This is a genomic window from Paenibacillus spongiae (genome assembly GCF_024734895.1).
Classification (GTDB): Bacteria; Bacillota; Bacilli; order Paenibacillales; family Paenibacillaceae; genus Paenibacillus_Z; species Paenibacillus_Z spongiae.
On sequence record NZ_CP091430.1, the window covers coordinates 399,514 to 413,229 of the forward strand.

Here is a 13,716-nt window from a genome sequence, read left to right on the forward strand (position 1 = left end):
TTACAATTCAGAGGGAGTTGACCGGAGTGAAGAAGAAGTGGATCGTAACGATCTCGGCGGCCAGCATGATGCTTGGTGCCGGGACCGGAGCCTTCGCGGGCTCGAACTTGCAGGAAATCAAGGCTTATTTCGATAAGAGCCTGAAGATGACGGTGAACGGCAAGGCGTTCCAGCCAACCAATGACAAGGGAGTGCCGACGCTGCCAATCGTATATAACGGGACGACGTATTTGCCTGTGAGAGCCGTCTCCGGCGCACTGGGCGTGGCGGTCGATTACGATACGAAGACCAAGACGGTGTCCATCGGCGAGAAAACCGAAGGAACGCCGATCGCGGACGGCTTCGAGGATATGTATCGGACGAAAGATCCGCAGATGACGACGTTCAACGGCAAAGACTATAAAGACGTGTACTTCAATAATGCCACCGGCAACCGCAGCGGTTCCTTCATGCTGTACCCGAAAGGCAAATACCAGAAGCTGTATCTGCAAGTGGCGGCGATCGGGGAAGATGTCGAGGAGCTCGTCATTAAGGACAGTGACAAGGACATCATCCTGAAGCAGGAATCCGTGACGGTCGCCGACGGCCTGAAGACGATTGTCGTCGATATCGGAGGCGTGAGCGAGCTATACATCTACGGCGATTTGAAAGGCCAGGGTAAACTGTTCGTGCCGTTAACGACATCATACTATAAGTAAAACAGGTTCAAATCGAGAGAATCTTCCGCCCTTTTCTCCGGGCAGGGGGTTCTCTTGTTTCGTAAATGAAACATTTAATGCCAAGATAATTCGGCAAAGCTCCGGACGACAAACTCTCGAAACTTGCGTGCCGCCTCGGACAGTTAGCATCCTTCATGCCGCGCGATTGGATAGGTGCGCTGATCTGACCGTTCCGCAGCGGGGGGAATCGCCTCGCTTCTATAATGAATTGCAATCCTGCTAAAACGTATGTTAGAATGGGTTTACTTAAATTGGAACGGAGGGTTACCGTGATAGATTATATCCGAGTTAGAACTTTGCGCGGCTAATTGAATAGCGCCAAGGCTCTGCCTGTGTGCAGAGGACTCAGGATAGGTCTGTCCGATTAAAGGTAACCCATATGCAGGATTTCACACCACGAGACGAACCAGGATACAGGACTCGTGCTGCCTTTATAAGGAATATATATTCGGCTGCGTATGATTGTGCTGCTCGCCCATGAGGTGAGGCAGGTATCTTTTGTATTGCTGTCCGACATGACCTCTATACCGCTAAGCGGCAAGCTGCGGCTTCCGTTAGGGTATGATCCCAAGTTTCCTCTATTCGTAAATCGAACGCACAGGCCATAGCGCCCGTGCGTTTTTTTGGCTTCACTCTAACTAAAGTTGATCGACCTAAAGGAGGAATTTCGATATGGAACAACCGAACAATAAAGCCGTTATCGTCGGCGTTAATCTGCAGGATCGGCCTGATTTTGCTTACTCGATGGAGGAGCTGCGCAATCTTGCGGATGCATGCGGCATTGAGGTATCCGGCGAGCTGAGCCAGAAGGCTGCCAAGATCAATAGCTCTCATTATCTGGGTACCGGAAAAATCGGGGAATTGTCCGCACTTGTGGAAGGGGTCGATGCATCGACCGTTATTTTCAACGACGAGCTGTCCCCTTCGCAAATCCGCAATTTGGAGAGCGCGCTGCAGAAGAAGGTTATTGATCGCACGATTCTGATCCTCGATATATTTGCCGAGCGGGCTCGAACGCGTGAAGCTCAGCTGCAAGTGGAAATCGCGCAGCTGCAATATATGCTCCCGCGTCTCGTCGGCTTGCGTGAATCGCTCGGCCGTCAAGGCGGCGGATCGGGCATGAAAAATAAAGGAACGGGCGAAACGAAGCTGGAGCTCGACCGCCGGCGCATCGAGGAGAGAATCTCCGCTCTGCAGACCGAGCTGGAGAAGCTTGTTGGGCAGCGTCAGGTTCAGCGCAGACAGCGGCAGAAAACCGGCGTGCCGATCGTCTGTCTTGTCGGGTATACCAATGCTGGCAAATCCAGCGTCATGAACGCGATTCTGAATCGCTACATGCCTGCTTCCAACAAACAGGTGTTGGCTAAGGATATGCTTTTCGCCACGCTGGAGACGTCGGTTCGCAGCATTGAGCTGCCGGATAACAAGTCGTTTCTGCTTACCGATACGGTCGGCTTCGTCAGCAAGCTGCCGCATTATCTGGTCAAAGCGTTCCGTTCCACTCTGGAAGAAGTCACCGAAGCCGATCTATTGATTCAGGTCGTCGACTACTCCAATCCGGAGTACGAACGGCTCATTGAAGTGACGAATACGACGCTGAAGGAGCTGGGCGCCGATCATATTCCGATGATTTATGCCTACAATAAGGCCGATCTGACTGGCGAGCGGTATCCGAAGGTAGAAGGAGAAGAGGTGTATCTCTCCGTCAAGGAAGAAGCGGGGCTCGACGAGCTGATTGAGCTGGTGAAGGATCGGATCTTCCAGGATTATATGCAATGCGAGGTAACCATTCCGTTCGCGGAAGGCCGTTTGGTCGCTTACTTCAACGCCAATGCGAATGTCCAAGAGACCAGCTATGAGCCGGAAGGAACCCGGCTAACGATGGAATGCAAGAAAGCGGACTATGAGAAATACAAGCATTTGTTTGCAGAGACGGCGGAGATTGAATCCTAAGTATAGTAAATGGGGGTTCCGGGGGGCAGTATCGCCCCTCGGAACCCCCTTTCGTAGGATAGCTCAACCGGACATGAATCGTCAGCCTTCATTGCGGCCATTCTCAGATCATGGTAACCGGCCGTGGCTTCTATGACGCATCCGATTTCGTTCGCTGCTTTACTTATGTCCTTTCTGAGTCACTTTTACGCGCAATTCCTCGGTCTTCCCGCCATAGGCGACTGTAACCTTCGCGTTTCCTTGCTTCAAAGCCGTCACTGTGCTGCCTTCGACGTTCACGGTCTTGGCCGGTTTGACTTGGAGAATCGCCTCGGACGAGACGTCTTCCGTCACGGGGCCGTAAACCGCAATGGCTTTGACTTGATAGACGTCGCCGACCTGCATGTGAATCGAATCCTCGCTCAGCTCCAGCTTGGATAAGCGGTGTACGTGAATCGTCGGCAATGCCGCCGGTTCGCTCGAAGCGACAAGCGGCACATCGGCGGTTACGGTGTAATTGTGCGCGCCGGCGCCAGGTGCGGGAATGGTCAGCGTAACCGGCGTGTCGCCGGCGCCGATTCCTTGCGCGACGACCTTGTCTCCCTCCATCACAATGATGTCCGCTTGCTCCGTCGCTTTCACGGACAGCGTCGCATCAGCGCCTTCCTTAATGTCCGTGGTTGCAGCTTCCGCGCTTACGACAGGCACCTCGGAAGGATCGATAATCGTATAGGCCGATACTTCATCGTAATATACGGTTGCTACCCACAATGGCGAGCAGAAGACGATCAGCCGCATCTCAACGGCATTCGCGGGAACCATCACATTCATTTCGACCGGAATCCAGCTCTTCTGCGGTCCGGCAACATGGTTGTTCTCGCTCGCGGTCACCTTCAGCTCCTTGCCGTCAGCATCATAATAGCGGACGCCTACGGAGGCGCGGCTCATGCTGAACGGCTTATCCGAATCCGGATTCGGAAAGGATCCGTCCAGGTACATATTAAAGCTGACGGTATATTGTCTTCCCGGCTTCACCCGCACCGGATCGGACTTCAGCTCGACGGCCGATTTATCGCTTGAATCCACGAGCTTCACGCTTTTGCCGCCCGCAGCGCTCTTCTCATCCGTTACGGACACGGATGCATAGCCTTCCAGGAAGCTTGTAATCGTCCAGCCGGGAATCGACCCGTCTTCATTGACATCCTCGAATCCGTCATTCTTAATGTCCAGGTATCGTTTGCTTGGACCCTCCGGTTCTCCGCCAGGAGCCTCCGGCTTTGCGAAAGGCGCATACCGCAGCAGCCTGGTTGCATCGGCCACATAGAGATTGTCGTTGCGATCCAAGGTGAACAGGCTCGCCTTGTCGCGGATTAGCGTGCAGCCCATCGTCTCCGGATCGATGACGACCAGCTTGCCTGCCGCATCGGAGTATAGCAGCCCATCACTGCTGAAGCGCTGATGAACCGGACGCCATTTGCCGTATAACGTCACATCAGGATGAATATTTCTCGACTTTACAACCTCGCGCGTCTCCGGATTAAAGGCGAACACCACGCCATTGGCAGCCGCCCAGATCAGACCGTCCGGACCGAGCGTCAAGCCGCTGATCATCTGCAGGCTCGATATTCCCTCAATGGTCGGCTCCCACTCGTACAGCTTCTTCTTCGCCGCCATGTCCCATACGAACAGTTTGGCGCGGGCGCCGGCAGGCGCTTCTCCGAGGCCGCCGGAGATCGACGTCGAGCCGAAGATCAGGCCGTTATGGTACAGCAGGCCGGTAATGCTTTGATCCTGCACAATGTGGCGGAACACCTCGAACTGCGGCTGGCCGCTCGCCTCCGTTGCGGCGGGATCATAGATCGTCAGCGCGCCGCCCGTCTGCGAATAACCGGGAATCGTCCCGAGCAGCAGCTTGCCGTCGCCTTCCGTCACGATGAACGGTCGGTCCTGTTCTTCGCCGATATGGAACAAGGACGCGGGCTCCTTCGTCGTGGACAGCGGCGCAGTCGTATCGTATACGGCTATATCGGCCTTCGGATACAAACCGAAGTATACCTTGTCGCCCACATGACCGATGCCTTCCGCTTGGCCTAGAGGGAATATGGTGAATTTGCCCGTGGCGGGATCGTACTGAGCGCCTTCCGAGTTCAAATACGTACTCATGTACAGCTTGCCGTCGGGCCCGGTTTCGAGCGCTTGAAGATTGATGCCCTGGCCGTCCACGAGCAGCTTCATCGACCGCTGCAGCTGAAGCCCGGGATCGGACAGCGTCACCTTGGCGTTGAACGAGATGGAGGCCATCGCGCCTCTCGGGAAATCCGGCTGGTTCGGCAATTGGAGCCATTCGCTATGCCGGATGTTGCCGTCAAACGGCATGACCGGCTTCTCGGTCATCGCAGCCAAATCGATTTCCCACATCATCTTGTCTTTCTTGCTTGTATAGACTTTGCCGTCCTTATAGCCGGTAGCAGCCTCAACCCCGCGGATATTGCTGAAGCTGGCGTCGATCCAGCGGCCGGTATCCAGATCGTAGACCTGCATGATGGACGGACCGTTGTAGAAGGCGAACAAATAATGCTCATGAATATTCAGTGCATAGACGAACCCCATGGCGTTATATTTGCCCGCGTAGATATCATCCGAAGGCGTGCCCGGAAGCTCGAGTCTTGTTTGGTCCTGCTGAGGCTCTGTCGTGCTGATCTTCCATACGCGGCCGTTGCTGGAGCCAGTGCCCGCATATAGGTAGCCGTCATGGTAGACGATGCTGCGGATATAGGCCTCCTGGGCGTCGACCGGTCCGTTAAGCAGATCGGTGATTTCCAACGTTTGCGCGTCGATGCGCAATATACGGCCTTTCACGCTTTCGGAGTAAATGCCGCCGTAAACGTTGCCCTGCTCATCGGAGGTCAGCGACCAGATGGAGCTTGATCCCGCAATCGGCACCCCGAGGTCGGTAACTTGCTTCGTTACGGGCGAATACACGAACATCTTATTGGAGCCGCCGATAAACACCCGGCCATCCGGTGTCTTGGTATGACTCCAGGCGTTCGAAGCGCCTTCCAGCTTGTAAGTGCGCAGGCGCACTTCGTTGTCGAGATCCAGCACGCTGAAGGTGGCATAGTCGCCTGCCGAGGCGCTGCCCGTTACGGTTGTGTACGCCACGTTAACCCCTTCCTCAATTCCGAATTCAACATCGATCGCTTGCGCGGTTTGAACCGGCGCGCCCAGATCCACCGGTTCATTCGATTGTCCGGCCGAGGGGGCGGATGGCGCCGCTGCCGCTATCGGCTTAGATGGCGCAAAGCCAAACAGGCCTAGCATCAATGACAAAATCAACAAGCCTGATACCCATGAACGTCTTCGCAAAATAGATACGACCTCCATTTCTTATGTTAACCTGCCGCCTTGTTGCCGGGCGGCCTCCTATAACGACCATAGAGAATGGATTTAGCGGCGTAAAGAAAGGGTTTTCATTCTATTTATCATTTTCCCCTTCAGGTGCCGGTTGCGAGGTGAAACCCCGGAATATAAAGGTTTTTGGGCTGTGGAAATCGCTAAAGAGGTGGAATATGAGCAAAGATCGGCATGTGATGCTTGCAACCGGACATCGAGAAGGGGAATAAGTCGATAGCGTACAAAGACAAGATTATCCATATGGAGTACGCTATTATCGGCATAACAATACGAAGCAGGGGGAGCGGAGCATGAAACCATTTAACCGGCTGCATGAACGGCTGGGGGAGAAGTCCGGCGACGCAAGAGCGCGTGCCGTAACCTACGTCGCCATGGGCGACAGCGTTACGCAGGGCTGCATGCAGGCAGGCGTTGTAGAGTACGAGAATGTCTACCATCAAATACTGCGGAGGGCGATGGAACGGAGATATCCCGAGACGGTCGTTAATGTCATTAACTCCGGCGTCTCGGGAGACGGTGCGGAAGCTTCCCGGCATCGCTGGGAACGCGACGTGCTGATGTACAAACCCGATCTGGTGACGATTTGCTTCGGCCATAACGATGCTCATGGCGGCCGCGATGGCATTGGGCCGTTCGCCCGGGCTCTTGCCGATCTGGTCGACAGGGTTACGGCAGAGACGGAAGCCGAGGTGCTGCTGATGACGCCTTGCATGATGATGACGAAGAATAACGTACGCGTGGCGGACATTCATAAGCCGCTTGTGCCGGCCTTCATCCGGTTGGCCGAAGAAGGAATGCTGGCTCTCTATGCCGGGGCGATCCGGGATCTCGCGCGCGAACGCCATATTCCGCTGCTGGATGTGTATGCGCTGTGGGAGAGAATGGAGCAGGACGGTCTGGATATCCACGATTATCTGTCTAATGGCATTAATCATCCGACTTCCGATTTTCATGTCCGATGGGGCCATGAACTGGAGGAGAAGCTGCTGGGTTCGTTCGGCTAAAGCTTAGGCACGTTAATTGCCAATGAAAGACCGGTTGTCAGACTTGACCGCCGAGTATAGAATGGGTAAGGGCAATCAGGTGTTTCGTTATGCAAGGAGAGTGCAGCAGGTTTGTCATCAGGTGTTATTTCTTCGGATTCCATTTCCTTCCGTTATCGATTAGTTACATTACTTCTGGTCGTCGTCGTCGCAGGCATGAGCCAAGGGCTGCTGCTGCCGCTGCTGTCGATCATGCTCGAAGACGCCGGCGTCTCCCCGGATATGAACGGTATGAACTCGGCGGCTATGTATATCGGGATTTTCTGTACGATGTTCTTTATCGAGAGGCCGGTAGTACGATTTGGCTACAAGAAAGTTATATTGGCAGGCATCGCGCTGGTCACGCTTGCCAGTATCCTCTTCCCGTTCACCCATTCGCTGGCTGTCTGGTTCGTCCTGAGGCTGCTGGTCGGCGTAGGCGACAGCGCGCTTCATTTTGCCACCCAGCTATGGATCGTCAGCTCCAGTCCTGCGCATGCGCGGGGAAAATATATTTCTTTATACGGCATGTCATACGGAGTCGGCTTTAGCATTGGGCCGCTTGGCATCAACCTGCTTCCGCTTGGCAGGGCGGTTCCGTTCCTTGTGCCTAGTTTGTTCTTCATCACCGTGCTGCTGCTTGTGCTGCGGATGAAGAACGAGCTGCCCGAACGGGCAGCGAAGGGGGCTGCGAAGGAAAACCGCTTCGTGACCACCTATCGAGCCGCATGGTTCGTGCTCATTCCGGGTCTTCTGTACGGATTGATGGAAGCATCCATGAACAGCAGCTTTCCGCTGTATGGCTTGCGCATCGAGCTCAGCCAGCATTGGATCTCTCTGTTGTTATTGGCCTTCGGCATAGGGGGGCTGATCTTGCAGCTGCCGCTAGGCATATGGAGCGACCGGATCGGGCGAAAGCCGGTATTGATCGGCTGCGGAGTCATAGGCTCGCTTGCTTTCTTCGCGATACCCGCCGCTGGAAGCAGCGTAGCGCTGTTGTTCGTGCTCTTCGCCATCGCAGGCGGAGTCGTCGGATCATTCTTTTCTTTGGGGCTTGCCTATGCGGCGGATATTTTGCCCAAGTCGATCCTGCCGGCGGCGAATGTCATTGCCTCCATCCATTTCAGCATCGGAAGCATCCTGGGGCCGACACTCGGCGGCTTGGGGATGCGCTACGTCTCCGACAACAGTATCTTCCTGTTCTTGAGCGCGGGGTTCCTCGCGTTCGCGCTGCTCGGCTTCGGGTTTCACCCGAAGGGCAAGGCGGGGGCGAGGGAATCGGCCTGACAGGCGGCAGAGTCGCCGGTTAAAGGCGTAAGCTATCACGCAGAATAATGTACCGTTTCGATACCGCAGTCTCCAAAGATCCGCAGCCCGCAGGGGCTGCGGATCTTTGGCTTTCTTCGCGGTATCCAAGCAGCTGTTCCGGACATGGGAGCTGCCAGCATTTATAAGCGCTTATCATGGTTTACTGTTCCTTCATTTATCTTGAATCTCATGCGTTTACATCACTTGTTTTGTCCGACAAGAAAACAGGAACTCTTGTTTTTTCTCCCTAGTGGGAATGATAAAACATGTCTTAATTGGAAACCTCGCGACCTGTTACCCGTAGTAAAAACTAAAGCCAAAGGAGGAATGAAGAAATGCTCAAGCGTTTTCTCCGAAAAATATTTGCGTCTGTCCAACATTCCAAGCAACGTCATCGCTACAGTTCCAGTGATCGGAAGCAGTTTTACGGTCGCCGGAATTCGTCCGACCAAGGTTACGGACACCAATACCAAGGCCGCGCCTACTACAAAAATAAATATAAAAGTTCTAGCTAATCAAAAAAGAGGCCGCATATAGCGGCTCTTTTTAATATACTCATCGATTCAACCAATCGTCCAAATCCCGCATAAATTGTTGTATACCCAGATAAGGGGGATCGATCTGGAGAAGCTTGCGAAGCATTTGCTTGGTCATCGGCGATACATTCAGCTCGTCCTCCCACCCTGAATTTGATTCATCTTCAAACGTGCACGAATCATAACCGGAATACAGCATGAAAAGAAAAAAATGGCCAACAGCATATAGATCGTCCGGAGCTTCTACGGTTCTATTTCGCGTGGTCTCAACTTTCGATCCGAGTTCCGTGCGAATCGGTTCCCCCAAGCGACGGGCCAAGCCGAAATCAATGAGGTGGATCTGATCTCCATCCAAGATGACGTTCGGTATCCGGATATCGAGATGAACGAATCCTTGTTCATGGACATAACTTAAAATCTCCATCAATCTGCGAACGAAACAAAGCGCCTCTTTTTCAGAAAACACTACTCCTCGCTCGAAAATCAAATCTTCCACCGTCTGTCCTTTCAAGTGCTCGGTTACCATATACAACTGGTCTTTATATTCGAACGACGCCAAGCATCTCTGAATCGAAGGATGCCGCAGCCGCCCCAGAACATCAATCTCCCGGTACAACAAATCTCGACCGACCGCCCCCTTGCTTGGCTTGGCTTGCTTCAGAACGACCTCTTGGCCGGAATCCGCATCCAGGCATAAATAGGTCAACCCGTAGCTGCCAATGCCAAGGAAGCGTTGTATTCGGTATTTGTTCGTGATGAAGATGCCCTCTCTTTTGGGATAGTCGATCCAAGCTTCGTATACCCCTTTCAAATACTCGAAGAGACCCATGCTGCCTCCTGAAATCTTAAATGTTGTTGAACCATGAACGTCCGCCATAGACTTTAAATTATTTACGACCCGTTGTGATGCTAATGAGTAACTTATGAAAGTCACGTCCCTTATAAATTATCGCATATTCCTTTTCGATTCCAAACTCAAACTTGTTAGGATCAACTTTCATTGTTGTTCCCCCAGTTTTAAGTCATTTGATACTCTTTCCGCAGCGTGAACATGCCGGCCGCATTCTTGTGAATGCAGCTACATGCAAGACTTTTAATATGCTTAATAATGGAATATATGGTAGGAGGGAGCGGGGCGAGTGAGATATAATAAAAACATCTAATGCTTGCAGTGGATGCACACGATTATGAAGCTGATAAACATGCACCCGGGAAAGGTTGGCGTAGGCAATCCTTTGCGGTTCTGCGGCGCAATGCGGTTCGACAGCGGATTTATACTCAAGTGACAAGGGCGCTGCAACGTGTTATGCAGACCTAATAGCGGCGAGAAGGCTATCCCAAACAATCGGCATGGTTTAGAGGGATAGCCTTTGCTTTTTTAAAAAGCGTCAAGATCGAGTGTTTAACCACGTTTGATTATCAAAGGTGTAATGGAAAGGAGGCCGCCGGACATGCCAATCCGGCTCATCCGGACGATTCAGTCCCGACTCTTGTACAAAATGCTCATTATTTACTCCATCCTGACGCTCGTGCCGCTCTCGATCGTCAGCGCCGCCTACTATGTCCGTTCCGACCAGCTGCTGGAGAAGAAGGATACGGAAGCGGTTCAGCAGAATCTGAACGAAACCGCGAGCCGAATCGATACGCGGCTCTACGAGGTGCGCAAGCGGTTGTCGGAGCTGGGCCAGCAGGAGTCCATTCTGTCGCTGCTCGCCATGGATGCCAAGGCCGGGGCCGATGCGGCAGAGGGAGACCGCAGCCGGCTGGAGGCCGCCGCGACTGAATTGATGCAGTCCGAGCTGGAGCAGGCACGCAGCCAGGTCGGAGATTTCATTGACAACATCTATCTGATCAGCAAAAGCGGGAGTATTTATGCCACCGACGAAAGTAAGCGGTTACAATACGTGGAAGCCTTCCGTCTGTTGCCCTTCGAATTCAAGGGAGTTCCGCAGTGGGCGTTCTTCACCGACCATAAACGGATGGCCTGCGATTTGAAGCTGTATGCCGAGGGAGCCAAGATGACTTCCGGTACGGAGATCGGCATGCTGGTACTGACCGTTGACCCTGTCAACGCATCTCAACTGTACGAAACGTATGAATCGGGAACATTCTATATCGCGAATGCCGACAACCTCATCTTGTCATCCGCCGAGCTATCGGACATCGGAGAGCTGATTGGGGCCGATACCGCGGGGGATTCGCTCGTCGTCAGGCAGAAATCCCAGTACGCCGATTTTCAATACATCGGGCTGGCGAAGGTGGGAGCGAGCACGCTGGTGAAGAAACAGGCGCTGTTCGCCCTTGCGGTGACGCTGGCGGCCTGGGTGGCCGTCGTGATTGCGACTTATCAAATTCTGAGGCGCATTACGAACCCGATCCGGCGGCTCAACCGGCTTATGCGAAAGGCCGAGCTGGAGGAGTATCAGGTCTATCAGCAGGTCAAAGGGCGGGACGAGATTGCCATGCTCTGCCGGGGCTACAACCAACTGGTTACCCGCACGGAACAGCTGATCGAGACGAATTACAAGAATGAGCTGAAGGTGCGCGAGGCGGAGCTGAAGGCGATCCGCATGTACATTAATCCGCATTTTCTATATAACATTCTGGAATATATCAGCATTATCTCGCAGTCGCCCGAGAAGGCGAAGTACGTCCCGGATGTCGTGCAGAAGCTGTCGGGCATCTTCCGATTCTCTATCACGCCGGGCGATATTTACGTACCGCTGGAGACGGAATTGATCTTCGTGGAAAAATATTTGCAAATCCACCAGTACCGGTTCGGAGAACGGCTGGGCTATTCCGTCAACCTGCCGGCGATGTTTCGCAACGTCGCCGTTCCCCGGCTGATCCTGCAGCCGCTTGTGGAGAACAGCATCATTCACGGAATCGACCGGCTGCAGGGTGGCGGACGGATCGACATTGAGGCAAGGGAGGAAGATTATCACCTTGCCATCGAGATCCGCAACCATTCGCCGGAGCCGGAGAGCCCGGAGGCAGAGGACGATCCCCCGCCGCCGCGGCGGCGGGAGGACGGAGGGCGCGGCCTTGGTTCGGGCATGGACAATGTGAACGACCGGATTCGGCATCACTTCGGGAGCGGATACGGCGCGGTACTGACGCGCGAAGCCGGCAGCGTCACCGTCAAGGTCACGCTGCCGATACAAATTTGGCAGGGGGAAGGGATCTAGATGCGAATACTGGTTGTAGACGATGAGCGGGAAATCCGCGATTACATTGCAGCTATGCCGGAATGGGCGGATATCCGCTGCAGCGTAGCGGCTATTGCCGCGAACGGGGCGGAAGCGCTCGATATCGCACGCCGGGAGCGGCCGGACATTCTGCTGACGGATATCCGCATGCCGGTCATGGACGGCATCCTGCTGGCGGAGACGCTCCGCCGGGAGCAGCCGGAGCTGCCGATTATTTTTCTATCGGCCTACCATGAATTCGACTATGCGAAGAAAGCGATACGCCTTGGCGCGGTGGATTTCATCACGAAGCCTTTCGTCGCGGCGGATCTGGTCTGGGCCGTGCAGCAGGTAAGGCAGCAGCAGCAGTTGGAGTGGAAGCACCAGGAGACGTTCTTCGCACTGTTCTCGCTTCCGGAAGATAGGGATGGAGAGAAGCGGGCGTGGCTGGCGGAGCATCCATCCGACGAATCCTTTGTTCTGTTGTATGCGGAGCTGGATGCCGTGGCGGGGACGAATGACGAGCGAAGCCCGTTCCGGGAACGAAGCCTGACGGGTACGCTGCTGCCGATTCTCGAGCAATCGATCGTTCCCTGCTGGACAGGAACGGCGGACGCCGGGCTGTACGTCCTGCTGCGGGGAGGAACCGTGGACGCGGCGACGCTGCAGGAGGAAGCGATCGAGCTTGCCAAGCGCATGATCGAACGGGGGGCGATGACGCCGGAGCTCCATCTTTCCGTAGGCATCAGCCTGCTGGAAGCGTCGCTGCTGCGTTTGCCGGAAGCGATCCGGCAGCTGAAGGCTTGCATGGAGTACCGGATGCTGCTCGGGAAGAAGTCGGTCATTGCCTATGACGCCATTAAGTCCATTCGAAGCGAGAAGGAGCATCGGATAACGTTCTCCACGAACCGGCTTGCGGATCTGCTCCGTATTGGCGACCGGCCCGGGATCACCGAAGCGCTTCGCGAAGTGTACCGGATGATGCTGACCGTCGGTGCCGGCAAGCAAGAAATCCAACATTTCTGTCTGCGTCTGGTCGAGCGGGCGGAGAGTGTCATGGAGGATTTCGGGCTGGAGCCTGATTCGCTTACCCGGATGCGCATCCGGGAGAAAGTGATGTCCAGCGTCATTCTGACCGATATGATGCGCGAGGTGGAACTGGTTATGCTAAGCTGCGCGAGCCGCATCGCCGAGCTGGTGGAACATGCGCCGAAGCGGCTGGTCGCCGAGACGAAGCAGATCATCGGCGAGGCCTACGAGGGCGAGCTGACGCTTCAGGCGGTGGCCAAGCAATTGAATGTCAACTATTCGTACTTAAGCCGAGTGATCAAGAAGGAGACGGGGCAGAACTTCTCCGACCTGCTGTGGCTGACCCGCATCGAGGCGGCCAAGATCAATCTGCTGCGCGAGGATATGAAAGCCTACGAAGCGGCCTACGCGGCGGGCTTCAAAAATTACGCCCATTTCAGCCTGCTGTTCAAGAAAGTTGTCGGCGTATCGCCAAGCGCATACAAGCTTCAAGCAACAGCCAGGCGGGACCGTCAGTAAAATAGAACGATGATAAAGCCGAATGCAAGTATCCCGACTTTTTTGGTAA

Annotated in this window: 8 protein-coding genes; 6 read left to right on the forward strand and 2 right to left on the reverse strand. The window is 54.4% G+C overall.

Annotation, left to right across the window (positions count from 1 at the left end; genetic code table 11):
* The first annotated feature begins 26 nt into the window (after positions 1–26).
* Together L1F29_RS01835 and hflX are read left to right on the forward strand one after the other, a co-directional pair.
* Positions 27–698: a stalk domain-containing protein gene (locus L1F29_RS01835; RefSeq protein ID WP_258386707.1), complete on the forward strand. Its 672-nt coding sequence runs from the start codon at positions 27–29 to the stop codon at positions 696–698.
* Positions 699–1,391: 693 nt separating this feature from the next.
* Entirely contained in the window at positions 1,392–2,672 is a 1,281-nt protein-coding gene (hflX, locus tag L1F29_RS01840; RefSeq protein WP_258386708.1) for a GTPase HflX, read from the forward strand.
* A gap of 159 nt (positions 2,673–2,831) precedes the next feature.
* Here the strand turns inward: hflX and L1F29_RS01845 are convergent, their stop codons facing one another.
* Complete coding sequence (locus L1F29_RS01845; protein ID WP_258386709.1) at positions 2,832–6,017, reverse strand: carbohydrate binding domain-containing protein; 3,186 nt, start codon at positions 6,015–6,017, stop codon at positions 2,832–2,834.
* Positions 6,018–6,355: 338 nt separating this feature from the next.
* Here L1F29_RS01845 and L1F29_RS01850 point away from each other — a divergent pair, with 338 nt between their 5' ends.
* Complete coding sequence (locus tag L1F29_RS01850) at positions 6,356–7,069, forward strand: SGNH/GDSL hydrolase family protein (protein ID WP_258386710.1); 714 nt, start codon at positions 6,356–6,358, stop codon at positions 7,067–7,069.
* Positions 7,070–7,180: 111 nt separating this feature from the next.
* Positions 7,181–8,374 (forward strand): MFS transporter, encoded by a 1,194-nt coding sequence (locus tag L1F29_RS01855; protein WP_309252373.1) that lies wholly within the window; start codon positions 7,181–7,183, stop codon positions 8,372–8,374.
* A 576-nt stretch (positions 8,375–8,950) separates the two neighbouring features.
* On the opposite strand, the gene L1F29_RS01860 is transcribed toward L1F29_RS01855, so the two are convergent.
* Positions 8,951–9,760 (reverse strand): serine/threonine protein kinase, encoded by an 810-nt coding sequence (locus L1F29_RS01860; protein ID WP_258386711.1) that lies wholly within the window; start codon positions 9,758–9,760, stop codon positions 8,951–8,953.
* Between the two features lie 622 nt (positions 9,761–10,382).
* Here L1F29_RS01860 and L1F29_RS01865 point away from each other — a divergent pair.
* Positions 10,383–12,119: a cache domain-containing sensor histidine kinase gene (locus L1F29_RS01865; protein WP_258386712.1), complete on the forward strand. Its 1,737-nt coding sequence runs from the start codon at positions 10,383–10,385 to the stop codon at positions 12,117–12,119.
* Complete coding sequence (locus L1F29_RS01870; protein WP_258386713.1) at positions 12,120–13,667, forward strand: response regulator transcription factor; 1,548 nt, start codon at positions 12,120–12,122, stop codon at positions 13,665–13,667.
* Positions 13,668–13,716: the final 49 nt, after the last annotated feature.